26 protein-coding genes are annotated in these 26,719 nt (G+C 70.7%); 16 read left to right on the top strand and 10 right to left on the bottom strand.

The features are described from left to right. Positions 1 to 12: 12 nt before the first annotated feature. Genes OG371_RS16560 through OG371_RS16570 form a run of 3 tightly spaced genes read left to right on the top strand, consistent with a single transcriptional unit; the run spans position 13 to position 3,737 of the window. Positions 13 to 1,545 (top strand): hypothetical protein, encoded by a 1,533-nt coding sequence (locus tag OG371_RS16560; protein ID WP_329070181.1) that lies wholly within the window; start codon positions 13 to 15, stop codon positions 1,543 to 1,545. Then, positions 1,542 to 2,960, top strand: coding sequence for a glycan biosynthesis hexose transferase WsfD (gene wsfD, locus OG371_RS16565; protein ID WP_329070183.1), 1,419 nt, complete (start codon positions 1,542 to 1,544; stop codon positions 2,958 to 2,960). The genes OG371_RS16560 and wsfD overlap by 4 nt, the downstream gene beginning before the upstream one ends. A 33-nt stretch (positions 2,961 to 2,993) precedes the next feature. Next, a complete protein-coding gene (locus tag OG371_RS16570; RefSeq protein ID WP_329070185.1) occupies positions 2,994 to 3,737 on the top strand; it encodes a lysophospholipid acyltransferase family protein in 744 nt (247 codons plus the stop codon). 8 nt (positions 3,738 to 3,745) lie between these two features. Here the strand turns inward: OG371_RS16570 and OG371_RS16575 are convergent, their stop codons facing one another. Then, the gene (locus tag OG371_RS16575; RefSeq protein WP_329073111.1) at positions 3,746 to 4,546 is read right to left on the bottom strand and encodes an HAD family hydrolase; all 801 of its coding nucleotides are present in this window, start codon (positions 4,544 to 4,546) and stop codon (positions 3,746 to 3,748) included. A 92-nt stretch (positions 4,547 to 4,638) separates the two neighbouring features. Here OG371_RS16575 and OG371_RS16580 point away from each other — a divergent pair, with 92 nt between their 5' ends. Continuing rightward, positions 4,639 to 5,526 (top strand): LLM class flavin-dependent oxidoreductase, encoded by an 888-nt coding sequence (locus OG371_RS16580; protein ID WP_329070187.1) that lies wholly within the window; start codon positions 4,639 to 4,641, stop codon positions 5,524 to 5,526. A gap of 227 nt (positions 5,527 to 5,753) precedes the next feature. Here OG371_RS16580 and OG371_RS16585 read toward each other — a convergent pair whose 3' ends face one another. Next, positions 5,754 to 7,766 carry a DUF6541 family protein gene (locus OG371_RS16585; RefSeq protein WP_329070189.1) on the bottom strand — a complete coding sequence of 671 codons (2,013 nt, stop codon included), beginning with the start codon at positions 7,764 to 7,766 and terminating at the stop codon, positions 5,754 to 5,756. 87 nt (positions 7,767 to 7,853) lie between these two features. Here OG371_RS16585 and glf point away from each other — a divergent pair, with 87 nt between their 5' ends. From glf to OG371_RS16605, 4 genes are all read left to right on the top strand, one after another. Further along, complete coding sequence (gene glf / locus OG371_RS16590; RefSeq protein WP_329070191.1) at positions 7,854 to 9,077, top strand: UDP-galactopyranose mutase; 1,224 nt, start codon at positions 7,854 to 7,856, stop codon at positions 9,075 to 9,077. Beyond that, positions 9,070 to 9,633, top strand: a complete 564-nt coding sequence (locus OG371_RS16595; RefSeq protein WP_329070193.1) for a phosphatase PAP2 family protein — start codon at positions 9,070 to 9,072, stop codon at positions 9,631 to 9,633. Before glf ends, OG371_RS16595 begins: the two co-directional genes overlap by 8 nt. Continuing rightward, positions 9,630 to 10,670, top strand: a complete 1,041-nt coding sequence (locus OG371_RS16600) for a decaprenyl-phosphate phosphoribosyltransferase (RefSeq protein WP_329070195.1) — start codon at positions 9,630 to 9,632, stop codon at positions 10,668 to 10,670. The genes OG371_RS16595 and OG371_RS16600 overlap by 4 nt, the downstream gene beginning before the upstream one ends. A gap of 587 nt (positions 10,671 to 11,257) precedes the next feature. Further along, positions 11,258 to 11,596, top strand: a complete 339-nt coding sequence (locus tag OG371_RS16605; RefSeq protein ID WP_329070197.1) for a hypothetical protein — start codon at positions 11,258 to 11,260, stop codon at positions 11,594 to 11,596. A 279-nt stretch (positions 11,597 to 11,875) separates the two neighbouring features. On the opposite strand, the gene OG371_RS16610 is transcribed toward OG371_RS16605, so the two are convergent. From OG371_RS16610 to OG371_RS16625, 4 genes are read right to left on the bottom strand one after another with little or no spacing between them, the layout of a single operon-like run. Further along, positions 11,876 to 12,616 carry an ESX secretion-associated protein EspG gene (locus OG371_RS16610; RefSeq protein WP_329070199.1) on the bottom strand — a complete coding sequence of 247 codons (741 nt, stop codon included), beginning with the start codon at positions 12,614 to 12,616 and terminating at the stop codon, positions 11,876 to 11,878. Continuing rightward, positions 12,613 to 13,941 carry a hypothetical protein gene (locus OG371_RS16615; RefSeq protein WP_329070202.1) on the bottom strand — a complete coding sequence of 443 codons (1,329 nt, stop codon included), beginning with the start codon at positions 13,939 to 13,941 and terminating at the stop codon, positions 12,613 to 12,615. The genes OG371_RS16610 and OG371_RS16615 overlap by 4 nt, the downstream gene beginning before the upstream one ends. Continuing rightward, positions 13,938 to 14,552: a DUF3558 domain-containing protein gene (locus OG371_RS16620; protein WP_329070204.1), complete on the bottom strand. Its 615-nt coding sequence runs from the start codon at positions 14,550 to 14,552 to the stop codon at positions 13,938 to 13,940. The genes OG371_RS16615 and OG371_RS16620 overlap by 4 nt, the downstream gene beginning before the upstream one ends. Positions 14,553 to 14,572: 20 nt before the next feature. Further along, positions 14,573 to 14,974 (bottom strand): hypothetical protein, encoded by a 402-nt coding sequence (locus tag OG371_RS16625; RefSeq protein ID WP_329070206.1) that lies wholly within the window; start codon positions 14,972 to 14,974, stop codon positions 14,573 to 14,575. 181 nt (positions 14,975 to 15,155) lie between these two features. On the opposite strand from OG371_RS16625, the gene OG371_RS16630 reads away from it, so the two are divergent. Together OG371_RS16630 and OG371_RS16635 are read left to right on the top strand one after the other, a co-directional pair. Further along, a complete protein-coding gene (locus tag OG371_RS16630; RefSeq protein WP_329070208.1) occupies positions 15,156 to 15,410 on the top strand; it encodes a helix-turn-helix domain-containing protein in 255 nt (84 codons plus the stop codon). A 141-nt stretch (positions 15,411 to 15,551) separates the two neighbouring features. Next, positions 15,552 to 17,066: a hypothetical protein gene (locus tag OG371_RS16635; RefSeq protein ID WP_329070210.1), complete on the top strand. Its 1,515-nt coding sequence runs from the start codon at positions 15,552 to 15,554 to the stop codon at positions 17,064 to 17,066. Here OG371_RS16635 and OG371_RS16640 read toward each other — a convergent pair. From OG371_RS16640 to OG371_RS16650, 3 genes are all read right to left on the bottom strand, one after another. After that, positions 17,052 to 17,687 carry a VC0807 family protein gene (locus tag OG371_RS16640; protein ID WP_329070212.1) on the bottom strand — a complete coding sequence of 212 codons (636 nt, stop codon included), beginning with the start codon at positions 17,685 to 17,687 and terminating at the stop codon, positions 17,052 to 17,054. The genes OG371_RS16635 and OG371_RS16640 overlap by 15 nt on opposite strands. Positions 17,688 to 17,837: 150 nt before the next feature. Beyond that, the gene (locus OG371_RS16645) at positions 17,838 to 18,593 is read right to left on the bottom strand and encodes a decaprenylphospho-beta-D-erythro-pentofuranosid-2-ulose 2-reductase (RefSeq protein WP_329070214.1); all 756 of its coding nucleotides are present in this window, start codon (positions 18,591 to 18,593) and stop codon (positions 17,838 to 17,840) included. Continuing rightward, positions 18,590 to 19,963 carry an FAD-binding oxidoreductase gene (locus tag OG371_RS16650; protein WP_329070216.1) on the bottom strand — a complete coding sequence of 458 codons (1,374 nt, stop codon included), beginning with the start codon at positions 19,961 to 19,963 and terminating at the stop codon, positions 18,590 to 18,592. The genes OG371_RS16645 and OG371_RS16650 overlap by 4 nt, the downstream gene beginning before the upstream one ends. Positions 19,964 to 20,119: 156 nt before the next feature. Between OG371_RS16650 and OG371_RS16655 the strand changes: the two genes are divergently transcribed. The 3 genes from OG371_RS16655 to OG371_RS16665 all read left to right on the top strand — a co-directional run bounded on the left by OG371_RS16655 (position 20,120) and on the right by OG371_RS16665 (position 23,605). Continuing rightward, positions 20,120 to 20,587, top strand: a complete 468-nt coding sequence (locus OG371_RS16655; RefSeq protein WP_328605730.1) for a GtrA family protein — start codon at positions 20,120 to 20,122, stop codon at positions 20,585 to 20,587. 5 nt (positions 20,588 to 20,592) lie between these two features. Continuing rightward, positions 20,593 to 22,503 carry a glycosyltransferase gene (locus OG371_RS16660; RefSeq protein ID WP_329070220.1) on the top strand — a complete coding sequence of 637 codons (1,911 nt, stop codon included), beginning with the start codon at positions 20,593 to 20,595 and terminating at the stop codon, positions 22,501 to 22,503. 91 nt (positions 22,504 to 22,594) lie between these two features. Continuing rightward, positions 22,595 to 23,605: an acyl-CoA dehydrogenase family protein gene (locus OG371_RS16665; RefSeq protein WP_329070222.1), complete on the top strand. Its 1,011-nt coding sequence runs from the start codon at positions 22,595 to 22,597 to the stop codon at positions 23,603 to 23,605. A 7-nt stretch (positions 23,606 to 23,612) separates the two neighbouring features. Here OG371_RS16665 and OG371_RS16670 read toward each other — a convergent pair whose 3' ends face one another. Next, a complete protein-coding gene (locus OG371_RS16670; RefSeq protein ID WP_091621542.1) occupies positions 23,613 to 23,855 on the bottom strand; it encodes a hypothetical protein in 243 nt (80 codons plus the stop codon). A gap of 137 nt (positions 23,856 to 23,992) precedes the next feature. Between OG371_RS16670 and OG371_RS16675 the strand changes: the two genes are divergently transcribed. From OG371_RS16675 to OG371_RS16685, 3 genes are read left to right on the top strand one after another with little or no spacing between them, the layout of a single operon-like run. After that, positions 23,993 to 24,754: an ESX secretion-associated protein EspG gene (locus tag OG371_RS16675; RefSeq protein WP_329073113.1), complete on the top strand. Its 762-nt coding sequence runs from the start codon at positions 23,993 to 23,995 to the stop codon at positions 24,752 to 24,754. A gap of 41 nt (positions 24,755 to 24,795) precedes the next feature. Continuing rightward, positions 24,796 to 25,230 carry a hypothetical protein gene (locus OG371_RS16680; protein ID WP_329070225.1) on the top strand — a complete coding sequence of 145 codons (435 nt, stop codon included), beginning with the start codon at positions 24,796 to 24,798 and terminating at the stop codon, positions 25,228 to 25,230. 44 nt (positions 25,231 to 25,274) lie between these two features. Continuing rightward, the gene (locus OG371_RS16685; protein WP_329070227.1) at positions 25,275 to 26,537 is read left to right on the top strand and encodes a hypothetical protein; all 1,263 of its coding nucleotides are present in this window, start codon (positions 25,275 to 25,277) and stop codon (positions 26,535 to 26,537) included. The last annotated feature ends 182 nt before the right edge of the window (positions 26,538 to 26,719 follow it).

The raw sequence follows: 26,719 nt of genomic DNA on the forward strand, positions 1-26,719 counted from the left end.
GAGGGGGATCGGGTGGGTTACGCGGTCGTGGCGTGCTGGCTGCTGCTGGCCGCGCTGGTCGTCGTGACCTGGGGCCGGATCGCCGCGGACCGCCGCTGGCGCGGGTTCGTGCTGCTGCTCACCCTGGGTTTCTCCTTGGTGCACCAGCTGTTGTTCGCCACCGTGACCGACGCCGCGCTCGTCACCTTCAAGTACGCCCAGAACATCGCGGACGGCAATGGGCCGGTGTTCAATCCCGGTGACCGGTCCGAGGGCTACGCGAATTTCCTCTGGCTTGTCGTGGTGGCCCTGCCGAAAGCCGCATTCGGCGCGGATATCAAGACGTCCGCGGTTGTCCTCGGGGCCGCTTCGACGTTCGGCTGTGTTCTCATCGCGTACTTCCTGGTGAATCGCGTCACCAAGCTCGCGCTGCCCGAGGGCGGCGAAGCGCGCCCAGCCGTCGGCGTCGCCGCCGCGGTGCTGACGGCGGGCGCGAGCGGCCTCGCGGTGTACGGCCCTTCCGGCACCGAGACGCCGTTCTTCGTGTTGGCGCTCCTCTCTGTCGCGTACGCGCTCGTCGCGTCCCGGCCGGTGGTCGCGGGCGTGCTCGTGGCGGGCGCGGTGATGACCCGGCCCGACGGCGTGGTGCCGGTGGTCGTGGCCGGGATCTGGCTCGTCGTGGCCGCCGCGCGCGGCCGGCACACCTGGTGGGCGCCGGCCGGCTACGGGCTGGGCGCGCTGGTGTTCCTGGTGCCGTGGACGGCGTGGCGCGCCACCTACTACCACCATTTCCTGCCCAGCCGGGCCCTACGCCCGCATGTGCCGGACTGGTCGTATCTGGCCGGTTTTTCCTTGGCGCACCTGGGTTTCCTGGCGATCGGCCTGATCGCGATCGTGGCGCTGGCCGCGCGCCGCACCCACGGCCGTGCGGCGGCCGCGCGGTCTTCGCTGTGGCTGTTGTTCATCCTCGCGGCCGGGCTGACGCTGTTCGTGGCCATTCTGGACGAAGACCCCGGGCCGGCCTGGCAGCTGCTCGCGCCGGTGCCGCCGCTGCTGGCCGTCGCGGCCGTCGGGACGTACGCCGCGCTCACGGCCGCGAACCCGTCGCCGCGGCCGCGGACCGTTTCCCGGCTGGTGCCGGTGGCGGCGGCCGCGCTGACCGGCTTGGCGGTGCTGGCGTCGTTGCTCAGCCCGGACCTGCTGGCCGGGGTGCGCGACGAGCGCACGCAGACCGCGCAGCTCGCCGAGGCCGGCCAGTGGCTGGGTGCCTACCTGCCGGCGGGCGCCGTGGTGAGCGCGGCGGAGCCGGGCGCGATCGCCAGCCGCACCGGTTCACAGCTGTTCGTGGTCGGCCTGAGCGCGAACCGCGCGACCGTCGCCGTGACCGGCGGCTTCACCGAGCGGCAGAACTGCGCCGCCGGCCCGGACTCGACGCCGGCCGCGACGTTCCGCCGCATCGGCACGCCGTACTGGATCACCGTGTACCCGCGCGCCGACGAGGCGAGCCGCCTGATCGACGGCCTCGAGCAGGCCCCGGGCTTCCAGTACGTATCCTGCCCTGGATGAAAACCGTGGCCGAGCGGGTCCGGACGCGTCCGTCCCCAGCCCTCGGGTACGGCGTCTTCGGCGTGTCCCTGGCCGCGCTGCTGGTCCGGTTCCTGGTGCCGCGGCCGGTGTCCATGTCCGACAACGGCGACGGCTTCCGCGTGCTGTGCGGCGCCGGGATCACCTGGAAGAGCCTGCCGCAGCCGTACATCCGGCTCGAGTACGCGGCGACGCCCGGTGGCTGCGACCCGAGCTACCAGCTGAGCCAGAGCTGGCTCGCGCGCCTGGCCGTCGACGTCGGGGACCTGTTCGGGCTGCACTCCGCGCTGAGCCTGGTGGTCCTGGGAGTGCTGGGCTGCGTGGTCGCGGCGGCGGCCGTGACGGCGGTGGTGCTGGGCCTCCCGTACGGTCCGCGCGTCCGGCTGCTGGTCGCGCTCGGGCTGCTGCTGGTGGTCGCGGACTCGGCGTTTTTCGGCTATTTCTCCTCGATCCTCGGCGAGGGCACGGCGTTCCTCGGGCTGCTGCTGGCCGTCGGCGGGCTGCTGCTCACCGCGCGTCCCGGCCGGTGGAGCCAGGTGGGACTGGCCGTGACCGCCGTCGGCGGACTGGTCGCGGTGAACGCCAAGGTGCAGACGCTGATGATCCTGCCGCTGCTGGCCGTCGCCGTGCTGCTGGTCCGGCCCGGAACCCGGCGACGGTGGCTGCCGGGGCTGCTCGTCGTCGCCGTGCTGATGGGCGGGACGTGGTGGGCGCAGAGCAGTGTCGCCCCGGCCCGCGCGCCGGACGGCACCTGGTCGTCGGTGCCGGGCTCGGACTCCAGCGAGATCAACGTGGTCAACACCATCTTCCTGAACATCGTGGACGGACGGCACGACGCGGCCGCCGACCTCGCGGCGCTGGGGCTGCCGCCGTCGTTCGCGCAGTACGCCGGCAACGGCTGGTGGCACCCGCACCCGGTGATCATCGACCCGCTGTACCCGCGGTATCGGGACCGGATGACGCGCGGGAACGTCGCCGCCTTCTTCGCCACCCACCCGTCCCGCACGCTGGCGGTGCTGAACCGCGCGGCGGGCGACCTGCTGGCCGCGCGGCCGGACTATCTCGGCAGCTTCACGGCGTCGGCGGGCTTCGCGCCGCACGCGCAGGAGTACCGCGTGCCGGTCGTCTCGGGCCTCACGGGACTGCTCGCGCCGCTGGGCCTGTTCGCCCTCGTCCCGCTGTGGTTGTTCGTCGCCTGGCGTGGCTGGCGGCACCGCCGAACCGCGCTGGGCGTGGTGCTGGGGCTGCTGCTGACCGTCGCGTTCGGACAGTTCGTCCTCGCGGCGCTGGGCGACGGCATCGAAAACGTCAAGCACCAGGCGGTCGCCCTGTTCGCCACGCTGGTCGCGCTGGTGCTCGCCGGAGTGGTGTGGCACCCAAAACCTACGCGAGCGTAGGTTCCGCCGCTCCGGCTCCCGTAGCCTGGATTCATGGCTGACCTCGTGTACCCGCCCGTGCTCGTCGCGGCCCGGTTGATGTTCCGGCTCCTGGACAACCGGATCCGGATCGAGGGCGCGGAACACGTGCCGGCCAGCGGGGGCGCGGTGATCGCCTGCACCCACGTCAGCTACCTGGACTTCATCTACTGCGGCCTGGGCGCGCGCCCGTCGAAGCGGCTCGTGCGGTTCATGGCCAAGCAGGAGATCTTCTCGCACAGCGTCGGCGGGCCGCTGATGCGCGGGATGCACCACATTCCCGTCGACCGTGCCGCCGGCCAGGCCTCGTACGACGAGGCGGTGAAACGGCTGCGCGCGGGCGAGGTCGTCGGCGTCTTCCCGGAGGCGACGATCAGCCGCTCGTTCACCGTGAAGGACATCAAAACCGGCGCGGCGCGGATGGCCGCCGAGGCCGGCGTGCCGGTGATCCCGATGGCGCTGTGGGGCACGCAGCGGCTGTGGACCAAAGGCCACCCGAAGGACCTGACCCACCGCCACGTGCCGATTTCGATCGTCCTGGGCGCGCCGATGCACCCGTCCGCCGAGGACGACTGCGAGGTGCTGACCAAGGACCTGCGCGCCCGGATGTCCGAGCTGCTCGACCAGGCCCAATCGTCCTATCCGGACAGTCCGGCGGGCGAGGACGACCGCTGGTGGCTGCCCGCCCACCTCGGCGGCACCGCCCCGACCCCGGAGGCCGCCGCGGCTCTGGACCGCCGCCCCGGCGAGCGCGACTGAGGGCCGGGTCAGAACCAGCGTTCGAGGACTTCGGCCACGCCGTCCTCACCGGCCGGCCCGGTCACCTCGTCCGCGACCTCCAGCACGGCCGGGTGGCCGTTGGCCATCGCGACGCCGTGGCCCGCCCACTTGAGCATCTCGACGTCGTTCGGCATGTCCCCGAAGGCGATCACGTGCTCCGCGGTCACCGAGAAGCGCTCGGCCACCTCCGCGAGCCCGGTGGCCTTCGTGATGCCGTGCGCGGAGACCTCGATCAGGCCGCCGGACGAGGAGTACGTCACATCCACCGCGCCGTCGAAGATCGCGCGCGCCGCCTGGGCCATCTCCTCCGAGCGCATCTCGCGGTGGCTGATCAGGAGCTTGATCGCGGGGTGGCCGAGCACCTCGGCGCGCATCGCCGTGCGGCCTTCGTCACTGCCCCACGGATTGTGGTACTCGGGCTCGATCACGAAGTTGCGCATGTCGTGGTCGACCTCGCCGGTGCCGATGCGCTCGGCCGCCAGCCGGCAGCCGGGCACGGCCTTCTCGATCGCGCTCGCGAGGTTGTGCAGCAGGTCCGGGGCCAGTTCGCCGTGCACGGCGGTCACTTCGTCGGCGCCGATGTCCAGCAGCACGGCGCCGTTCGCGCACACCGCGTAGCCGGTCAGGCCCAGCGGTTTGGCGATCGGCGCGATCCAGCGCGGCGGGCGGCCGGTGCACAGCACAAACGGCACGTCGTCGTCCCGCACGCGCTGAACCACCGCGACGGTGCGGTCGGAAACGATCTCTGAGGGGCCGAGCAGGGTGCCGTCGACGTCGGAAGCGACCAGGCGGGGTTTGTCCACCGGGCCATTGTCCCCGAACGGGCGCGGCCGCCGCCCGTTCGAGCGAATGTCGGTGCTGGGCGCTACCGTCCACCCTCGTGCGAGCAGGCATTGTGATCCTTCCGGAAGATCGTTGGTGGGCGGCCGAGCCGAAGTGGCGGGCGGCCGAGGAGTACGGCTTCGACCACGCGTGGACGTACGACCACCTGGGCTGGCGGTCGCTGGTCGACGGGCCGTGGTTCTCCGCGGTGCCCACGCTGACCGCGGCGGCGATGGTCACGTCGCGCATCCGCCTGGGCACCTTCGTGGCGTCCCCGGTCGCGCGGCACCCGGTGCCGTTCGCGCGGGAGCTGATCACCCTCGACGACGTCTCCGACGGCCGTTTCGTGCTCGGCGTCGGCGCGGGCGTGGACAGCTCCAATTACGACACCCAGGTCCTCGACGCCCCCGACCTCACACCGCGCCAGCGCGCCGACCGCTTCACGGAGTTCGTCGAATCGCTCGACGGCCTGCTGATGACCGACCGGTTCGACTTCGAGGGCGAGTACTACCGAGCCAGGGGCGCGCGGAACCTGCCCGGCACGGTGCAGCGGCCGCGGCTGCCGTTTGTGGTCGCCGCGAACGGCCCACGCACCATGACGCTGGCCGCCCGTTTCGGCGCCGGCTGGGCCACCACCGGCCGCGGCGGCGCCACCGTGGACGAGTGGTGGCAGGGCATCGCCGAGCTGAGCCGCGTCTTCGACGAGCGCCTCGACGCCTCCGGCCGCGAGCGCGCCGGCATCCAGCGGTACCTGAGCCTCGACGCCGCGCCGGTGTTCTCGCTGAGCAGCCTCGACGCGTTCCGCGACGCCGTGGACCGCGCGTCCGCGCTGGGTTTCACCGACGTGATCGTGCACTGGCCCCGCTCCGGCGGCCCGTACGAAGGCCGGGAATCCGTGCTGGAGAAGGTCGTCGAGGACGTGTTGCCGACCCTGCACGAGGCCTGAGCCCGACGGCCGGACTGGGCCGATCGGGTGATATCCGTCTGTTCGGGAAACCGGGTTCCGGCATGAGGCGTCTCGATTTTCGAGAAGCAGAGGGGGAGCCGGCCGGGGGACGGTCTTCTCGCCCGGAGGGCCCCGGGGGGTTCGGGGGACGGGAGATCCTCGTGGTCGCAGTCGGGGAGCTGCGGCCACGAGGCTCCGGGTCTTAAAGGCTCCGGGCCTTTCAGTCCTTATTTGATGATCGTGTAGATCGAGGCGCCCGGGTTGCGGTAGTCGAGTTTCAGGAAGTCCAGCCCGTCGAGCCCGCGCAGGCCGGGGGCGATGGGCGTGTCCTTGCGGATCGTGCCGCTGCCGATCAGGACGTGGTGCACGTCGAGCCGTTTCACGGCGTCGCGCACGCGTGGATCGCTGTCATAGTCCCGAAAATGCAGGGCCAGGTACACGGCGTCGGGGTCGACGTGGCCGCCGCCGTCGTAGTGGCCGGCGACCGGGTGGACGCCGGCGATGGCGTACATCCAGGCGGTGCCGTCCATCCGGTCGTTGAGCACCTTCTCCTGCGCCGGGATCGCCATGGTGCCCAGCCGTTCCATGGCGGTGATCTCGTTCGCGCTGACCGGCGGCGTGACCTCGCCCTCGGGCCCGTTGTAGTAGAGGTACGAGACGGCCGTCGCGTTCGCCGTGCGGTAGAAGCCGCCGGTCAGCACGGCCATCGCGACGACCACCAGCACCGCCGTGCCCACGCCGATGCGTGCCAGCACCCGAGGTTGCGACCGCGCCCACGAGCCGCTGCCGGCCAGCCGCGCGAACCAGCGTTGCAGCTCCGCCATGCCGTGCCCGGCGAGCAGGCACAGCGGGATCGCGGCCAGCGCCATCAGCCGGTAGCGGTCGTTCCACCACGGCCGGGACAGCGAGATCACCCACGGCAGGTAGCCGTAGCAGGTCACCAGCACGAAAAACGCCGAGAGCCCGAGCGCCGAGAGCAGCGCCCAGCGCATCCGGCCGAGCGTGTAGAAGCTCAGCGCGCCCACCGCGAGCAGCACCGTCAGCCAGATCTGCGGACGGCTCAGCACCTGCTGGAACGTCACGAGCAGCTTCAGCGCGAGCGGGACCGACAGGTCCGAATTCCAGGCCTGGTACGGGTACGAGCCCGCCGTGAAGCTGATCGCGCCGAGGATCATCGGCGCCGCCAGCAGGCCGCTGCCGAGCATCACCGGGATCATCCGCAGCACGTCGCCGCCGAGCACCCGCCACGCCGCCCGCCCGTCCGGGACGCCGTCCACGGGCTTGCGCCGCAGCGACCGGTACCAGCGCTGGACGACCACCGGCAGCGCGAACAGCACGGCGCCGAACAGCGCGCTCGAGTGCGCCGCGAGCAGCCCCACCGCGGCCAGCGCCACGATCAGCCCGGTGTCGATGCCCGGCCGCACCAGGAACCGTTGCAGCGCGACCACCGCCAGCGGCGTCAGCACGATGCCCAGCGCGTACGGCAGCAGGCCGCTCGACACCGACTCGTACGCGCCCGTGGTGGCGCCCGCCGCGACCAGCGCCGTGCAGCCCGCGTACACCGCGCGCCCGCCGAGCTGGCGGATCAACGCGACCATCGCCAGCGCGAAGATGCCCGCGACCGGCATCGTGATGGCGTTGAGCGTGACCGGGACGCTGGTGCCTGAGATCTCGTACACCAGCGCGCCGACCAGGTGGTAGCCGTTGGGGTAGAAGGAGCCGTCGGGGTACCAGTTGATCTTGCCCATGCCGATCAGCGAGCCGTCGCCGGTGTCGGCGATGTAGCGGATGCCGTTCGCGTGGAAGACCGTGTCCCAGCGCTGGAACACCGCCGTCGTCCCGCCGCGCGCCGACAGCACCACGGCGATCGACAGCCCCACCGCGACGACCACGCACGCCGCCACCGCCCAATGCGCCCGCCGGGACCACGGCACCGGCGGCTCCTCCGCGCCGGGCTTCAGCCAGCCGCGGGCGATGCACAGCCGCCGCGAGCCGTACGCGAAACCGGCGAACAGCAGCGTGCAGGCGGCCGCCGTCGCCACGTTGTACGGCAGGCCGACGATGCCGAGCCACGGCCCGGCCAGCCCGGTGACCGCGTAGCTGAGCAGCGGCGCCAGCCCCGCCAGCGCCCAGCCCCGGACACCGGCGGCCCGGCCGATCAGGCCGCCCGGCACCGCCAGCACGGCCAGGTAGGTCAGTACCGCGCTGAAATAGCTCCAGAAGGTGTCCGGTGCAGGCATGCTTCCCAGGTCTGTCGGAGGTGAACTGCCGGTGAAGGCTGAGGTCGGTGCGGGCCACGGCTCGGGGGCTGCGTACCCTGGGCGCCCGTGAGCGAGCACACGAACCCCGCCAAGATTACTGAAGACGACTTCGCCGGTTACGACCTCGTCGTCGTCGGGTCCGGTTTCTTCGGGCTGACCGTCGCGGAGAGGGCCGCTGCCGAGCTCGGCAAGAAGGTCCTCGTGATCGAGCGCCGCAGCCACCTCGGCGGCAACGCCTACTCCGAGGCCGACCCCGAGACCGGCATCGAGGTGCACAAGTACGGCGCGCACCTGTTCCACACCTCGAACAAGCGCGTGTGGGAGTACGTCAACCGCTTCACCGAGTTCACCGGCTACCAGCACCGGGTGTTCGCCCGGGTGAAGGACCAGGTCTACTCGTTCCCGATGAACCTGGCGCTGATCAACCAGTTCTTCGGCAAGTCGCACACGCCGGACGAGGCGCGCGAGCTGATCGCGAAGCAGTCCTCGGAGTTCGAGACCGCGAGCGCGCAGAACCTCGAGGAGAAGGCGATCTCGCTGGTCGGCCGCCCGCTCTACGAGGCGTTCATCCGCGGGTACACCGCGAAGCAGTGGGAGAACGACCCCAAGAACCTGGGCGAGAACATCATCACGCGCCTGCCGGTCCGGTACAACTTCGACAACCGGTACTTCAACGACTCCTACGAGGGCCTGCCCGTCAACGGGTACACCGCGTGGCTCGAGAAGATGGCCGACCACGAGAACATCGAGATCCGGCTGAACACCGACTACTTCGACGTGCGGGAGCACATCCCGGCCGGCACGCCGACCGTCTACACCGGTCCGCTGGACCGCTACTTCGAGTACTCCGCGGGCCGGTTCACCTGGCGCACCGTGGACTTCGAGTCCGAGGTCGCCGAGACCGGCGACTTCCAGGGCACCTCGGTCGTCAACTACAACGACCAGGAAGTCCCGTACACCCGGATCATCGAGTTCCGCCACTTCCATCCGGAGCGGGACTACCCGAAGGACAAGACGGTCATCTTCCGCGAGTTCTCCCGCTTCGCCGGGGAGGACGACGAGCCGTACTACCCAATCAACACGCCGGAGAACCGCGAGAAGCTCGAGGCCTACCGCGAGCTGGCCAAGAACGAGGCCCGCGAGAAGAACGTGCTGTTCGGCGGCCGCCTCGGCACGTACAAGTACCTCGACATGCACATGGCGATCGGCTCGGCGCTCTCGGCGTTCGACAACAAGATCGCCCCGCACCTGACCGACGGCACCCCGATCGACGGGTCGATCGATGCTTGAGACCGCGGAAACCCTCGTGAGTGGCAATGCCGGTTCTAACCGGTCTGAACACTCACGAGCCGGTGGTGAGGTCGCGGTCCTGTCGAAGGCCCAGGCGTTCCTGAAGAAGCCCGGCGCGGTGAAGGCCGCGCGCGGCATGTCGCACTTCGGCGAGCACGCCATCGGCTGGTTCGCACTGGGCCTGGTCGGCGCGGTCGCCGACAAGGAGCGGCGCAAGGACTGGCTGATCGCGTCGGCCGGGGTGGTGGGCGCGCACGCCGCGTCCATCGCGGTCAAGCGGGTGGTCCGCCGCCCGCGTCCGGACCACCCGAGCGTCGAGGTGCTGGTGGGCACGCCGAGCAAGCTGAGCTTCCCGTCTTCGCACGCGACGTCCACGACGGCGGCGGCGGTGCTCTACTCCGGATTGACCGGGCGTAACCTGGTGCCCGCCCTCGTACCGCCGATGCTGGCCTCGCGGCTGGTCCTCGGCGTCCACTATCCGACCGACGTACTGGCCGGTGCGGCCCTGGGAGGCCTCGTCGGTGGTCTGATCCGACGGAAGCTGAAGAGACGATGAGCGAAACGACCGACGAGCGGACCCCGGACTCAGGGGAGCCCGAGTCCGTGGCCACCACCCCGGCCGAAACTGCTGCCGACGCTTCGGCCAAGGCCGAGGACACCTCAGCCACGGCCCCGGCCGACGCCGTTGCCGAGCCCGCCGCGCCGAAGAAGGGCTCGATGGGCCTGGTCGGCGGCGTCATCAAAACGGCCCGGCCGCGGCAGTGGGTGAAGAACGTCCTGGTGTTCGCGGCGCCGTTCTTCGCCTTCTCGAAGGCGACCAACCGCACCGAGCTGGTCATCGACGCGCTGATCGCGTTCGTGGCCTTCTCGCTCACGGCCTCGTCGGTCTACCTCATCAACGACGCCATCGACGTCGAGGCCGACCGCGCCCACCCGACCAAGCGCAACCGGCCGATCGCGGCCGGCATCGTGCCGGTGCCGGTGGCCTACGGCGCGGCGGTGGTGTTCTTCCTGGCCGGCCTGGCGGTGTCGTTCGCGGCGAGCTGGCAGCTGGCCGTGGTGCTGGCGGTGTACGAGGCCGTGCAGCTCGCGTACTGCTTCGGGCTCAAGCACCAGCCGGTGGTGGACCTGGCGATCGTCGGCTCGGGCTTCCTGATGCGCTCGATCGCCGGCGGTGTGGCCGGCGGCATCGCGATGTCGCAGTGGTTCCTGCTGGTCACCGCGTTCGGCTCGCTGTTCATGGTGTCGGGCAAGCGGTACGCGGAGATCATGCTGTTCGAGCGGACGGGCGCGAAGATCCGCTCGTCGCTGAAGAAGTACTCGGCGAGCTACCTGCGCTTCGTGTGGGCCACGTCCGCGGCGATCCTGATCATGTCGTACTGCCTCTGGGCGTTCGAAATCCGCCAGGTCGAGCACGACTCGGTGTGGGCCGTGGTCTCGATGGTCCCGTTCGTGGTCGCCGTGCTCCGCTACGCCGTCGACGTCGACGGCGGCAAGGCCGGCGAGCCGGAGGAGATCGCCCTGAACGACCGGGTCCTGCAGGTGCTCGGCGCGTCCTGGGTCGTGACCCTGTTCCTGTCGTTCTACCTGTGAAAAGCGCGCGGATTTAAACAGCTGGCCTTCAGGCGCAGCACAGATTCGGCGGTCATCCTCGGAGGTGGGGGCGGGCAGTACGCCCGTTCCCATCTCAGTTCTTCAAGAGGAGCCCGAAGATGACCGACCAGGACCCCCACCCCGCCGCCCCCACCCCCGACGACGGCCGCCCGGCCCCTGGTGACCAGCCGACCACCCCGAACCCGGTGGAGCCGGGTGCTGAGACTGCTGAGCTGGGTGCGGGTGGGTCGCCCGCTGCTGGTGGTGGTGCTGGTGCTGGTGTTGGGCAGCCGGGTGCCGGTGAGCAACCGGGTGTCGGGCCGAACGCGGGTGAACAGCCGCAGGTCACGGCCCAGAATCAGCAGCAAGGCGCGGTACCTCCGCAGCCCGTTCCCGGTGCGGTTCCTCCGCAGGGCCAGGCCGTTCCAGATGCGGCGCCGCCCCAGGGTGGGGCTGGCGCGGTGCCTCCTCAGGGTGCAGTGCCAGGCGCAGCGGGTGCGGTTCCTCCGCAGGGCCAGGCCGTCCCGGGTGCGGTGCCGCCGCAAGGTCAGCAGCCGGGAGCCGTGCCGTGGGGTGCGGCGCAACCGGTGGGTCCCCGTCAGCCGGGTGGTTTCCGCAGGTTCGTCAGCCACCGGGCGACGCAACTGGTCGCGGTGGGCATCCTCGGTTTGGTGATCGGCGGTGGCGTCGTCGGCGGCGTCATGGCCGCCACGGGCCACGACACGAGGCCCGGCATGTCCCGCCTCCGCGACGGCGGCTCCGGCGGCTACCACCAATTCCGCGGCGGCCAGGGCTTCGGCAGCCAAGCCCCGAACGGCCAAGGCTTCGGCAGCCAGGGCCAAAACGGCCAGAACACCCCCAACAGCCAGAACGGCACCACCGGCTTCGGCACCACTGGCACCGACGGCACCGGCGACGGCATCTGACCGCCCCCGACAACAGCTCCGGCCCTGCCGCCGGTTCCGGCACCGATGGCAGTTGCGGCGCTTGGCGACAGTTCCGGAAGCGCCGACGACACCTGAGCGGCACAGGTTTCCTGCGCGACCGGGAATCCGGGCTGGCGTCGGCGAGTCCGGTTCGCTGCGTTCAATTGCCGAGCAAACCGGCGGCATCGCTTTCCTCGGCAATGCCGAAGCCCGTGCGCGGTGGCGGCCTCAGAACCGTTGCGGCGCAAGGGTTTGCGACGAGCGGAGGCGGCGCGCCCGTCAGAGCAAGCCGGTGTGGGTGTCGTTCAGGGTTTTGATCATGGTGCGGGGGGTGCCGGACGTCAGGGTGATGCGGTCGTCCTCGGTGAGGTAGGTCAGGATGCGGCCTTCGTTCGTCAGGTCTAGGGCGGTGATGGGGAGGCTGCGGGAACGCCGTCCGGACTCGTCGCGGCGGGCGGTGTACAGCTGGTGGACCGCGTCCTGCGGACGGGACATGATCTCGGCCAGGTAGTCGCGGTCGTTTGACGGCTCGGCGAGGGCGAGCGGGTCCGGAGGCTCGTCGTCGGGGGTGCGGGGGACGGTGACCGTCCGGATCGACGCGCCCGCGACCGTCGGCAGCGTGTCGTACAGGCTGGTTGCCGGCCACTTCACGCGCACCGGCCGCACCTCGACCGTCTCGTCGCGGGACAGCAGGCAGACGCCCTCGTCATCACGGAGCGCGATCAGCGACGCGCGCTGGGCCCCGTCGCGCAGGCCGGACCAGGCGTAGAACTCGCGGTCCGGGGCGCTGATCACCCGGAGCGTCGCGCGCCACAACGGATTGAGCCGGTCGTGCCGGGCCAGGCCGTGCTCGGCGAGCAGCGCGATCGTCTCCTCGTGCAGCTTGCGGCGGACGTCATCGCTCATCCAGTGGTGCAGATCCGTGCCGAGGACCGGATGTGGATCACCCAGGTCGAGCATCGCCCACGCCGTGGTGAACGCCAGCTTCGGCAGCACGACCGCGCGGTCGAGCACGGTCACCCGCCGATGGTCGGCGGCACGACCGGCAGCCCCGTCACGGGATCGACGGTCCGGCCTTCCTCGCCGAAGAGGGTGTCGGTGTCGAGCACGAACTTGCGCTGGTGCTCCTCGTCTTCCTCTTTTTTGCCACGACCGCCCGGCGCCATCCCGCCGGCCGCGCCGCTGCCCCGCGCGGCGGCCGTCCGCTCCGCCTCGGTGAACGCGCCCCCGGAACGGCCCGGTCCAAGCGCCCCGCCGGTCTGCTTTCCCGGCGCGCCACCGCGTCCCTCGCCGCCCGCGCCGTTGCCCAGACGCCCGACGCCGCCCGCACCCTCACCGACGGGGTTGCCCAACCGGCCGCCGGCGTACGGACCGCTGCCGTACGGGCCGACGACGTCACCCGCGCTGTTCCCGAGGCCGCCCAACCCGCCCGGACCGCCGAAGCCGCTCCCGGGATTGGCGCCGACGTTCCCCGCCCCACTCGCCCCGGGCAACGGCAGCGAACTCCACGGCGGCGGAGTGGCGCCCGCCGTGGTGGTTCCGTCTTCACCAGCACCAGCACCAGCACCAGCACCAGCACCAGCACCAGCACCAGCACCAGCACCAGCACCAGCACCAGCACCAGCACCAGCACCAGCACCAGCACCAGCACCAGCACCAGCACCAGGCGCGAGGGGACCGTTCGTGCCGCCCGCAGGACCGTTGTGCGGCTGAGCCCCAGCGCCCACGGACGCGGGACCGTGCGGACTCCCCGACGGTCGCCCAGCAGGCCCGCCGGCGTCCGGGGTGGGTGCCAGGGTGACGTCGCCGCCGTCGTAGGTGCCGATCTGGCCGTAGTCGTACTGGAGGCGGCTGGTGTTGGCCTGGGTCTGGCCGACGTAGCCGTTGTAGATGTCGAGGTTGCGCTTCGCGGTGTCGTTGTACGCCGTGACCGAGGACTCCATGTCCTGGTCCCACCAGGCCGCGCTATGCCCGGGCGCGAGATTCGGCCGTGACGGCATGGGGGTGAGCTGGTTTTTCATGCCCTCGTACAGCGAGGCGGCGTTGCCGATCTCGTTGCCGTTGTGCACAAACGTCTGGTTGGCCGCGATCGCCGACGTCCGGATCCGCTGGATCCGCGCGGCCGCCCCGTCCGCGCCCGCCCCGGTCCACGCGGACTCGAGCCGGCCGAGGATCTGCGTGAGGTCCTGCCCCACGGCGTCCTGGTCCGCGGCGATCTTGTTCGCCGTCCCGACGCCCTCGTGCCAGCTCCCCGAATTCCCGGCCAGCACGGCGCTCACGACATCCGGCACGGGCACGAGCTGCTGCCCCTGCTTGAGCACCGCGTCGATCTGCTCGAAGCTCACGAGCCGGCCTTCTGCTTCAACGTCGTGACCACATCATTGGCGGTCTCGGGGGCGATTGCGCAGGCATCCACCTTGCCTGCCTTCTGATCGCTGAGATTGGCGTGCACGTCGATCGACAGAGTGTCGGTGATGCCGACGCTCACTGCGCAGTAGCTCGGGTTCGGCTTGCCGTCGTCGGAGTAGGCCACGGCCGGGAAGCCCTGGATAGGTGGAAGTTCCTTCCAGACAGCCATCTGTGGCCGGGTGTTGGCGTAGTTGCCGCTGAGCCCGGTCTTGGGTTCGGTCACGTAGAACACGCCGATCTGGCCGCCGGTCTGCGAATTCGCCCAGTTGCACTCGGCGCCGATGCCGGGCAGGTGATCGGGTTTGCCCGCCACTGTGACGCCGATATTGACCTTGACCTGGTCTGGGGTGAGCGCGTCGCAGGCGCTGCCCGAGAGAACCGTGCTGGGCAACGGCGAGGCGACCTTGGGCGCACCTGCGTAGGGAGGTGTTTGGCTCGCCGGCGCTGCGGAGCTTGAGGGAGGTTGTGATGCCGGAGAAGGAGTTCCGGGCGTGTTCGGGCCCGAGCAACCTGCGGCCACGAAGGCCGCCGAGACGATGACAGTCATGGTGACAGTTCGCCGGCCCATCAGTATCTCCCCGCGGCTTTCTGGTCGACTTCGCTCACTGCGCCGGCTTGCGATTCATCGCTCGCTTCGGTCATGCCCAGGGCGGTTTTCAGTCGGCTGATCAATTCTGTCACATAGTGCAGCTGAAGATCGATGTGACCGCCACCGTAGGAGAGGGCTGCGGGTTGCCCAGTGGCATTGACCGTAAGCGCTTGTTGGTAGGTCATTGTGCCGGGATCGCGCGACGGTGGCGTGATGGCGCAGAGTGTCACGGCTTCGTTGTGCATGGCTGCCAAGCGTTCCCGCACGTTCTGCAGCCGCTCGACCAGCTGAGTCGCCTCGTCGCGTTGTAAGGCGAAGCCGCCTGAAGGAGGGGCGCCCGAGTCCATGACCGTGAACGCGATGGAGTCCCAAAGGCCCATTTAACCCGTTCTCCCCTTGGCGTTCACAACGGCCGACAGTTAGCACGGTAGCTGATCAGTCACGCTCCGCGGGACCATTCGCGGGAAATGCCCGAAACTAGATACAAAGGCTATAGACACAAATAACCTAGACATTCATTCTCTGGCGTTGAATGACCTGGACACCTTTAATCAATCCACCATGGCGAAAGATCCCCTTTCCGAGGCGACGCGGCTGCTCGGCGTGCGCGTGCGGTCGCGGCGGCAGGAGCTGGGGGTCAGCCAGGAGAAGCTCGCGGACGCGGCCGGGGTGCACTGGACGTTCGTCAGCCAGGTGGAGCGCGGGCTGCGGAACGTGAACCTGCACAACCTGCTCAAGTTCGCCGCCGGGCTCGACATCGATGCCGGTGAACTGGTCACCGGGTTGAAGGCGCCGGTCTCGGAGGCGGCCGAGTAGGTCTCGATGCAGCGGATGACGCCTTCCCTGCACTCAGCGAGGCGAAAGCGTCATCCGCTGCGTGCCGGCCCGTGGCCGGAGAGGCCGCCGCAAGGGGGTTAGGTCACGGGAAGATCACGAACGTTGTGTACGGTGTCCGTGATGCGAGGCGCCTCCGCAGAACTTCCGCTCGCCACCGGTGCGCTGCCGGTGGTGCTCGAGCGTGTCCGTCCGTGGCTGGCGCCGGCGGCGGCCGCGGTGGCGTCGGCGCTGGTGTTTTCGCTGGCCAGCAGCCATTTGATCGACGACACGTACATCACGCTTTCGTACGCGAAGAACCTCGCCTTCCACGGTCACTGGGGCCTGATCGAGCAGAGCACCGCCAACACCGCGACGTCGCCGCTGAACGTGCTCCTGCTCGCGGCCGTCACGGTTCTCGTGCGCGACCCCGTCACCGCGGCCGGGGTGGTCTTCGTGGCCGCGCAGGTGGTGCTGGTGCTCGGCCTGCGACGGCTGGCCACGCGCGCCGGGCTGCCCGCCGCCTTCACGCCGCTCGCGTTCGGGCTGCTGCTGGTGAACCCGCTGCTGATCTCGTCCGTCGGGCTCGAGGTGGTGCTGGGCGCGGCCGGATCGGTCTGGGTGATGGCCTACGCAGCCGAACGCCGCCCGGTCGCGCTCGGCCTCGCCGCCGGGCTGCTCACGCTGGTGCGGGTCGACCTGCTGCTCGTGGCGCTGGTGGTGTTCGCCGCGCGCCGGACGTTCTGGGAGGGGATCTGGCGCACCGCCTTCGCCGCGCTCGCGGTGACGCTGCCGTGGTTCGCGTTCAGCTGGTACGCGCTGGGCTCGGCGCTGCCGGACACATTGGTCATCAAGGTGGCACAAAGCCCGTGGGGGCCGTTCTCATTTGCCAACGGCCCCCTTCTCTATTGGCGTAATTTCCCCGCGGCCACAGCGATTTCCTTCCTGCCGCTGCTGCTCGCCCTCGCCGCGGGTCTGATGTGGACGGTCCAGTTCCGCCGCGGTTCCGCGGTCGCGAAGAAGATCGCGCCGTTCGCCGCGCTGGCCGTGGCGGGCGCGCTGCACTACGCGGCGTACTCCTGGCTCGGCGTCCCGCCCTACCACTGGTATTACGCGCCGAGCATCATCAGCGCGACGATCTTCCTGGCGGCCTGCGCGTGTGTGGTTCCGCCGCGGGTCCGCGTCGGCGCCGGCGTGGCCGCGGGGCTGGTCATCGCCGCCGCCGTCGCGCTGTACGTGCAGCCCGGCCTGCCCCGCCGGTTCGCGCCGATCACCAGCAACCACGCGGCATCCGACGAGTACCGCCGGATCGGCAGCCAGCTCGCGGGCCTGGTCAAGGGCCACACCGTGGAGAGCCCGGGGGAGGCCGGCGCGCTCGCGTACGCGTGCGGCTGCCGCCTGGTCGACCAGTTCTCCGACCGCGGCGCCGTCGACCCGGCGATCACCGAGACCAAGCGCCGCAGCGGGGAGCTGGGCCGCGCCCTGCTGGAGGCCAACTTCCACAACTTCGACCACAGCGTCGCGCCGACCAGCCCCGACCTCGTGCTGGCCACCACCCGCCAGGCGCCGCCGCCGTCCGCGCTGGCGAGCTGGACGATCGACTCGCCGTGGGTCGGCACCCAGCTGCTCTACCTGATCCCCGCCTCACAGGCGAGCTGACGCGGGCCGGGCGATCCGGTTGAGCGTTCCTTCGCGGAACAGCACGATCTGCGTGATCACCTGCAGCAGCACGAAGAAGACGATCCCCAGCACGGTGTCCAGCGCCGGCACGTCGTCCACCGGCAGCGAGTACGCCATGGTCACGCTGATGCCGCTGTGCACCAGCCCGCCGACGCCCCAGACCACGGCGAGCACCCGCCACGCGCGGCGGAACGACGGCCGCGAATCCCACGCCTCGTCCAGCCGCTCGCCCCGGCCGGGCAGCAGGGCGCGGGCCATCTCGTACGTCACCGGTCGGCGGCCGACGAACAGGCTCGCCAGCACCCACACCCCGCCCAGCGTGCTGAACCACGCGTTGCGAACCAGCAGCAGCCGGGCGTCGCCGGTCATCAGCGTGGTGACCAGCCCGACGGCGACGATCGCCAGCACGAACAGCCCCATGCCGTCCACCTTCCGGCGCACGACGGCGGTGTACAGCACCCGCAGCGCCGGCGGCAGGCCGCTCAGCACCAGCGCCCAGACGGACGGCACGCCGAACGCCCGCAGCAGGTAGTACCCGCCGAGCGGCGCCCCGATGTCGACGAGCAGCGCGAACAGTGATGACCGGAATTCCTTGCCCATGCGCCCAGTCTTCGATCGACGGCGCCCCGGAACCATCCGCAGCCCGGTCAACCGGCATCCACCGATCGGTTGACTACCAGCACAAAAAGACTCGTGAGTGTTTATGCCGGTTAGAACCGGCATAAACACTCACGAGTCAGTGGGGTGAGCTCAGATCGGCAGCTTCCGGAAGATCGGCCGCGGCACGTGCCGCAGCGCCGACATCACGAGCCGGAACTGCGCCGGGGCCCAGACCAGGTCCTTGCTGCGGCGGGCGGCGTCCACGGCGATGTCGGCCACCTGCTCGGCGGTCTGCGCCAGGGGGGCGTCCTTCAGCCCGGCCGTCATCTTGGTCTTCACGTGGCCCGGCCGGACCACGGTGACCTGCACGCCGTGCGGCGCGAGCGCCTCGCCGAGGCCCAGGTAGAACCCGTCGAAGCCGGCCTTGGTGGAGCCGTAGACGAAGTTCGAGCGGCGGACGCGCTCGCCGGCCACCGAGGACAGCGCCACGATCGTGCCGTGGCCCTGCGCCTTGAGCTTCGCGGCCAGCGCCACGCCCACCGACACGGCGGCCGCGTAGTTCACCGTCGCCGCCTCGACGGCCTTGGCGTGGTCCTGCCAAAGCTCCTCGGGGTCGCCGAGCAGGCCGAACGCGACCACGGCCACGTCGATGTCGCCACCGGCGAAGGCCTTCTCCAGCACGTCGGGGTGCGAAGCGGTGTCCTTGGCGTCGAACTCGACGGTCGACACCTCGGCGCCGCGGTCCTTGAGCCGCTGGGCCGCCGCGTCGAGCCGCGGCGAGGGCCGCGCGGCCAGCACGACCCGCAGCGGCTTCTCCGCGAGGTACTTCTCCGCGATCGCCAACGCGATGTCGGAGGTGCCGCCGAGCAGCAGCAGGGACTGGGGGTTGCCAACGGCGTCGATCACAGTGCGAGCCTCCGGCTCATGTCAGAGGCGAAAACGCCTTCAGGGTCAACGGCGGCGCGCGTCTTGCGCCATTCCTCGAGCCGCGGATACATCTTCTCGAAGGTCTCCGCCGAGGTCCGCGAGTCCTTCGCGGTGTAGAGCCGGCCGCCCGCGGCGAGCACGTCCTCGTCCAGCTCCAGGCAGAACCGGCTCAGGTCACCCTTGATCGGGAAGTCCACGCTGAGCATCCAGCCCGGCGTGGGCCACGACATGGGGGCCGGGTTGGCGTCGCCCATGCGCTTGAACACGTTGAGGAACGAGTAGTGCCCCGACCGCGAGATCTTCCGGCAGATGGCCTTGAACTGGTCCTCCGCGCCGAACGGCACCGAGAACTGGTACTGCAGGAAGCCCTTGGCCCCGTAGCCCCGGTTCCACTCACTGAGCATGTCCAGCGGGTGGTAGAACTGCGTCAGGTTCTGGATCTTGCCGCGCGCGCCGTTCTTGGGCACGGTCTGCTGCCACAGGTTGTTCATCATGGTCGAGGTCAGCTTGTTGACCAGCCCGCTGGGGAACACGTCGGGCAGCGTGAGCAGCTGCGGCGCGTCGAACTTCAACGGCTGGCTGCGCAGCTTCGGCGGCAGCTCGTCCAGCTTGGCGAGCGAGCCGCGGGAGAACGTGGCGCGGCCGAGGCGGCTGTCCGACGAGATCAGGTCCGGCACCGACATCGAGTAGTCGTAGTTCAGGTCCGAGCCGTCGGTGAACAGCGCGATCGTCTCGTCCAGGTTCGCCGTGCGGTCGGCGTCCACCAGGAAGTACGCGGACTCGGTCTTCTTCATCCGCACTGTGGCGCGGGTGATGATGCCGGTCAGCCCGATGCCCGCCACGGTCGCCCAGAACAGCTCGGCCTCGGGGCCCTCCGGGGTCAGCGTGCGCACCGTGCCGTCGGCGGTCAGCAGGTCCATCGACACCACGTGGTTGCCGAAGCTGCCCGCGGAGTGGTGGTTCTTGCCGTGGATGTCGTTGGCGATCGCGCCGCCGATGGTCACCTGGCGCGTGCCCGGCAGGACCGGGACCCACAGGCCGTGCGGCAGCGCCTCGCGCATCAGCTTGTCGAGGCTGACGCCGGCGTCGAGGTCGACCAGGCCGGAGTCGGGGTCGATCGAGTGGATGCGGTCCAGCGCGGTCATGTCGACGACCAGGCCGCCGGCGTTCTGCGCGGGGTCGCCGTACGAGCGGCCGAGGCCGCGCGCGATGACGCCGCGGGGGCCGGCCGAGGCGACCGCCTTGGCGATGGCGTCGACGTCGCGCGTGGTCAGGACGTCGGCGACGGTCCCGGCGGTGCGGCCCCAACCGGTGAGCGTGCGACGCTGTGTCTCGGGTGTATGGGTCACGCGACCAGCGTAGCCACGCCGAAGACCGCCCGGAACGTGGCCCTGAAGTGACCGCTTCTACACTTTGCGAATCAAGGCACAAGCGTCCGAGCGTCAAAGTCGACACGGACTTGGACATCCAAAGACAACGACGCCCCAAGCCGACGAGGTATTCCAGTGGTGGCTACAGAACCGCAGAGTGAGACGACGGTGCCGGCACCGTCGGGCCCCGGTCTGCTCGGGCAGCTCATCCGCTTCGGCCTGATCGGCGGGTTCTGCGCCCTCCTGGACCTGGGCACGTACTCGCTGCTCAGGGCCGTCGGGATGGATGCCGTCCCCTGGGTCACCGTGGCCCGCGCGATCAGCTTCATCGTGGGCACGACCACGGCGTTCTTCCTCAACCGCCGGTTCACCTTCTCCGGCGGCCGCCGCGAGGGCGGCACGCAGGTCGGCAGCTTCGTGCTGCTGTACGCGGTGACCTTCTTCGTCGCGGTCGGGATGAACCAGTGGATGCTGCACCTGCTTCCGGAGTCGGCGTGGAAGGCCACGCTCGGCTGGGTCGTGTCACAGGCGACGGCGACCGTGATCAATTTCGTCATGCTCAAGTGGGTCGTGTTTCGTGAGCGGCCGGTAAAGGAGAACTGAGTTCTATGCCCGGTAAAGCAGCCCCGGTCGCCGAGGCGGCCCCCGCAGGCGAGACCCGGTTCGCGGAGCACGCACCCGAAGGCCGGCTGACGGCCCAGCGCGGCCTGTACGCGGGCCCGGCGCCGATCGTCAGCAAGGACCTCTACGCCGAGCTCGAGTGGGGCTCCGCGGTGCGGGACCGCGGAGGGATCAGCGTCGAGCCGTCGTCCAAGGTCTCCGGCAACACCTACTTCGGCCGCTTCCCGGCCAGCTACTGGCAGCGCTGGACCACGGTGACCGAGGTCTCCGTCGAGGCCGTGGTTTCCGGCGACGGCATGCTGAAGGTCGGCGCGTCCGACCTCGAGGGTGACGCCCGCGTGGTGGCCGCCGAGGCCGTCGCCGGCGCCAAGGCCAAGAAGGTGACGCTGAGCGCGAAGCTGGACAAGTTCCACGACGGTGGCGCGCTGTGGCTCGACCTGGAGACCGAGGGCGGCCAGTCGCTGCGCGTCGAGCAGGTCCGCTGGACCGTCGACGCCCCGGCGAAGATCCGCCCGACCGCCGTCACCATCTGCACCATGAACCGCGCCGACGACTGCCTGAAGAACCTGCAGGCGCTCGCCGCGGACGTGTCCTCGCTGGACACGCTCGACGCCATCTACGTCGCCGACCAGGGCACCGACCTGGTCGAGTCGCGGGACGGCTTCGCGCAGGTCGCGAAGGACCTCGGCGACAAGCTGCACTACATCAAGCAGCCGAACCTCGGCGGCGCCGGCGGCTTCACCCGCGGCCTGTTCGAGGTGGCCGGCCACACCGCCACCGAGCACGCGAACGTCCTGTTCATGGACGACGACGTGCTGCTCGAGCCGGACCTGGTCGTCCGGATGACCGCGTTCTCCAACCGCGTGGCCAACCCGGTCATCGTCGGCGGCCAGATGCTGAACCTGCTGCACCCGAACCAGCTGCACGTCGGCGCCGAGTACGCCCGGCTGAACACGCTGGAGCCGGGCCAGCCGGTGCAGCACTCGCTGTCCACGGCCGACCTGCTGGGCGTCGACGAGGACAGCCTCAAGCCCAACCGCCAGGAGCGCCGCCTCGACGCCGGGTACAACGGCTGGTGGTCGTGCCTGATCCCGTACGAGGTGGTCAAGGCCATCGGCTACCCGCTGCCGTTCTTCTTCCAGTGGGACGACGCCGAGTACTCCTACCGGGCCCGCGAGTACGGCTTCCCGACCGTCACGCTGCCGGGCGCCGGCGTGTGGCACGCGGACTTCCACTGGAAGGACTGGGACGAGTGGCACCGGTACTTCAACCTGCGCAACTCGATCATCACCGCCGCGCTGCACTCGCCGTTCAACCTGAACCTGCTCTCGCGGGTGCTGCTCGCGCAGCTGGTCCGGTACCTGCTGGGCATGCAGTACGGCCTGTCGGCCACGCTGATCAAGGCCGTCGAGGACTTCCTCGAGGGGCCGGAGGTCCTGCGTGACGGTGGCGTCGCGGCGATGAAGGAGATCCGCCGGATCCGCGAGCAGTACCCGGAGACCAAGCGGCACAAGGCGACCGACGTCCCGGGCATCGCGTCCAACGACATCGGCATCATCAACAGCGCGCCGCGGCCCAGCATGCAGCGGCTGGTGCTGATCAAGCGCGTGCTCGACCGCGTGCTCGGCCGCAGCCGCTTCGGGCTCGGCGCGGTGCCGATCGACGAGGCGCACTGGTGGCACATCGCGCTGTTCGACACGGCCGTGGTCACGGACGCTTCGCAGGAGGGCGTGCGCGTGCGCACGTACGACAAGGTGAAGATGTTCGAACTCGCCAAGCGCGGCGCGAAGACGATCCAGCGGCTGCGCAAGGAAGGCGCGGGGGTGCAGGAGCAGTACAAGCGCGCCATGCCCGAGCTGACCTCGCGGGACAACTGGAAGCGGCTCTACGAGCTGTAACCAAAGCTTTTCGCTGAAGGCCACCCGCCCTCGTGGGTGGCCTTCAGTGCGTTCCGGCCCGGTTCGCGAGAGTTTGGGTAGCTTGATTCTTGTGACGGATCTGGTGGCCCGAGCCCGCGCCCTCGCCGACGACCTGCTGTTCCCGGCCGCGACCGAAGTGGACCGGACGGGGGTCGTGCCGCGATCGCATTTCGACGCACTCGCCGCGGCGGGCCTCTACGGAGTGGCCGCTCCCGCCGCGGCCGGCGGCCCCGGCCTGGCTCTGTCCGAACTGGTCGCGGTGATCGAGGCGCTCGCCGGTGGCTGCCTGAGCACGACGTTCACCTGGATCCAGCACCACGCCCTCGTCGTCGGCCTGGCCGGGACCTCGAACGCCGGGCTGCGCGCGAAGTACCTGTCCGGCCTGATCGCGGGCGACCTGCGCGCGGGCGTCGCGTACACCGGGGTGATCCCGACGCCGCCGCGCGTGCGCGTCAAGCCCGTCGACGGCGGCTATCGCTTCGACGGCGAAGCCCCCTTCGTCAGCGGTTGGGGCGGCATCGACCTGTTGCAGCTCTCCGGCCGTGACGGCGACACGGTGGTCAGCGTGGTGGTCGAACCGGTCGCCGAGCCGAGCCTCATCGCGCGTCCGCTGGAACTGACGGCCGCCCAGGGAACGGCGACCGTCCAGCTCGACCTGGACGGCTACTTCGTTCCCGCCGAGCGCGTGTTCGCCCAGCAGTCGTACGCCGATTTCGTCGGGAGCAAGACCTTCGCCTCCCGCCTCAGCGGCTGCGTGGCCCTGGGCCTGGCCGAACGCTGCGCCCGCCTGCTCGTGGACGCGGGCGAGGACCAGGCCGCGGAGACGCTGCGCGCCGAGCAGGACCTGGTCCGCACCCGGCTCGACGCCGCCCTGACCGACCCGCCGACCCTCCCGGCGGCCCGCGCCGCGGCGAGCGACCTGGCCTACCGCAGCGCCGGCGCGCTGGCCGCCGCCACCGGCAGCCGCGCCATCCTCAGCGGCTCCCACGCCGCCCGGCTCGTCCGGGAAGCGACCTTCGTGCTGGTGGCCGCCAGCCGTCCGGACATCCGGGCGGAGCTGATCGGGCTCGCGCTCCGGTAGCGACGCGTCACCCGGTCAGGCCGAACCGGCTCTTGCGGCTGAGGTCGTCGATGTAGGCGGCGGCGACGTGGGCGAAGTTCACCGACACGGTGTTGCCGTCCTTCGTCTGTACAGAGTGGACGCCGCCGTGCTTGAGCAGGTCTGGGATCTTTTCTTGCACGGCAACGGATTCCTCGGCCGCCAGGGGGAACAGCAGCGGCTCTCCGCCGGCGGCGAGGTGGAGGACGAGCGCGGACTTGGGATCTGCCATCTCCCCATGGCACCAGCGTGTGATCACGGCGGCAAGCGGGTTCGCTGAGGGCAGAGCAGTTGACCGTCGGCCTGCAGCGCGGCGCGGGCGTCGGATACGGTTCCCTCGCCAACCGGACCAAGGGCAAGGGATGGGCGATGCCGTATTCGTTCTCGCTGTCGCTGGCGGCGGTGGACCTCCTGCTCGAACAGCTTTCGCTCGGCCGGGCGCCGGTGCCGTTCGTGGTCCCGCACGTGGGCACCACCACCGAGCAACGGCTGCAGGTCCGCGAGGCCGTGCACCGCGACCTCGACGGCCGGGGCCTGATCCGCCGCGGCCGCCTGGACGACGACGTGGAGCTGGCGCTGGCTACGTTCGCCCGCTCCGACCTCGCCGTGACCGCGGCCGCCAAGCTGGACGGTGAGCAGCTCTTCGCGCGCGTGGCGACCAACGGTGCGTACGCGGTGCTCGTCAAGCGAGACGGCAACCTGCTCGTCTTCGAAGAGACCCGGCCGACCGGCATCGTCCCGGCGATCGTCGACCTGCTCCCGCTGACGCCCGCCGCGCCCGGCCAGTCCGTGACCATCGCGCGGCCGGTGAAGCAGGCTCGTCGCAGCAGCGAGGGATACAACCCGTTCGCGGGCGTCGAGGCGCCGCGCGCGCACAACCCGCAGCTGCGCGCCGTCGAGCGGATCTTCGAGAAGCCGCGGACGAGCGTCGGCGAGTTCACCGTGCACGTGCGGGGCGGCAACGGCCGGGAATCGACCCTGCCGCCGCTCGCCTGGTTCGACACCGAGGCCGGCCGCTACCTGCTCAGCACCCGCGACGCGAACGACGGCCAGCGCTGGCTCACCTACGCCCCGGCCGACAACGCGCGCCTCGCCCAGCAGCTGTACACGCAGCTCGAGGGCTATTCCTGAAACGGCTGACCGGGGCGTCGAAGGTCAGTAGACTGCCGGGCATGAGCTCTGTGGCGGACCCTGGACAGGCGACCAGCGCACTCGAGGCCGGCGGGCTGAACTCGCAGGCGATCACGGCCGTCACGGCCGAGACCAGGAAGCTGGTCGACGCCGCGAAGTCCGGTGGTTTCACCATCTCCGGCGAGGCGCTCGGCGACCTGCGCAAGGCGCTGACCGACATGGCCACCCGGCTGGACCACATGAAGGCGGAGACGCAGCTGCTCGCTTCGGCGCCGCAGCTGGGCAGCCACCCGTACGGCCAGACCGTCGCCGCGCACGACCGCAAGGGCGGCGCCGACGCCACCGGCTCGGCCACCGTGGTGCTGGAGCAGTTCGGCCAGGTGCTCAAGGACGCCGACGAGGCGCTCGCCCGCGCCGCCGGCGTCTACACCGAGAACGAGGGCCAGGCCTTCGACGCCTCGAAGGCCCGGCACTGACGGATGCCGAAGCCCGCCACTCACGCTGCCCGGAGGGGATCCGCATGACCACGAACACCGAGGGCCAGACCGGCGCCCCGAGCGTCCACCCGACCGCTGTCCACAGCGGCGAGAGCGGGCACGTCCAGGGCCTGAACCCGTCCGACGCCGACTACCTCGGCCACGACCACGAGCAGCTGAAGAGCTTCGTCGAGACGAACCTCGACGCCCGCCAGGTCGCCGACGTCTCCACCGCGTACCTCGACCTGCACAAGGCCTTCGAGGACTTCGCCACGCAGCTGAACGAGGCCGTCGCCAAGTCGAAGGGCTCCTGGGAGGGCGAGGCGGCGACGAACGCGCAGGCCTACTTCACCAGCCTCGGCAAGTGGGCCGACGTCAACTCGCAGAACGCGAAGCTCGCGTCGGAGACCATCGGCGACCAGGGCACCGCGGCGCAGGACGCCAAGAACGCGATGACCGAGCCCGTCCCGTTCAACTGGGACGAGGAGTTCGACTCCTGGGCCACGGCGAACCCGCTCACCATGGGCGACACCATCGACAAGTCGCTGCAGAAGCAGCAGGACAGCCGGTCCGCCCACGAGCAGGCGGCCGAGACGATGTCCGGCTACGACAAGTCGCTGTACGCGGCGGCGTCCAAGCAGCCGGTGTTCGCCGAGCCGCCGAAGTTCGGCGTCAGCGGCTCCGCGAAGCCGGACGTCGTGCTGCCTTCCAGCAACGTTTCGGTCGACCAGCACCACGGCACCGGCGGCGACACGGGCAGCAGCGTGAGCATCCCGGGCGGCGGCGGTGCCGCGGTCGCCGGCCACGCCGCCGCGACGGTCAACGGGCCCGGCCAGATGACCGGCTCCGGCCACCTGCCGGTCACCGACAACGGCACCACCACGGCCAGCGCAGTCCCCGCGGCCGGCCAGCAGCAGGGCGGCAACCAGGGCGGGTCCTCGGCCGCCGGCATGGGCATGGGCGCGATGCCGATGGGCGGCATGGGCGGCGGCGGCTTCGGCGGCGAGTCGGAGCACGAGACCAAGGTCGGCCGCGGCGGCGGCTCCTTCGGCCCCGGCCAGGGCGTCCCGGAGGCCAACCCGGGCGCCGGCTCGGGCGGCGCGGCGCGACCGGGCGGCATGGGTGCCGCTGAAGCGGCTGCGGGCCGGGGCATGGGCGGCGCGCCCGGCCGTCCCGGCATGGGCGCGGCGGACTGGCGCAGCGAGGGCGACGACGGCCGGGACGGCTCCGGCTTCCTCGAGGAAAGCGACCCGGACGACCTCTTCGGCTCCGGCCTGCGCAGCGCGCCGCCGGTCATCGGCGAGTAGCCGCCGGGCCGCCGGTCTTCGGCGGGTAGCGCCCCAATGTGGCGTTGGTTGCTCCAGCCCTGCCCCACCACCACCCTCAACGGAGGCGCTCCGCGCCCAGCCCCGATTCCACGCACCGAACGCCACATTGGGTGCTCCAGCCCTGCCCCACCGCCACCCTCAACGGAGGCGCTCCGCGCCCA

This window comes from Amycolatopsis sp. NBC_01480, from assembly GCF_036227205.1.
Lineage (GTDB): Bacteria > Actinomycetota > Actinomycetes > Mycobacteriales > Pseudonocardiaceae > Amycolatopsis.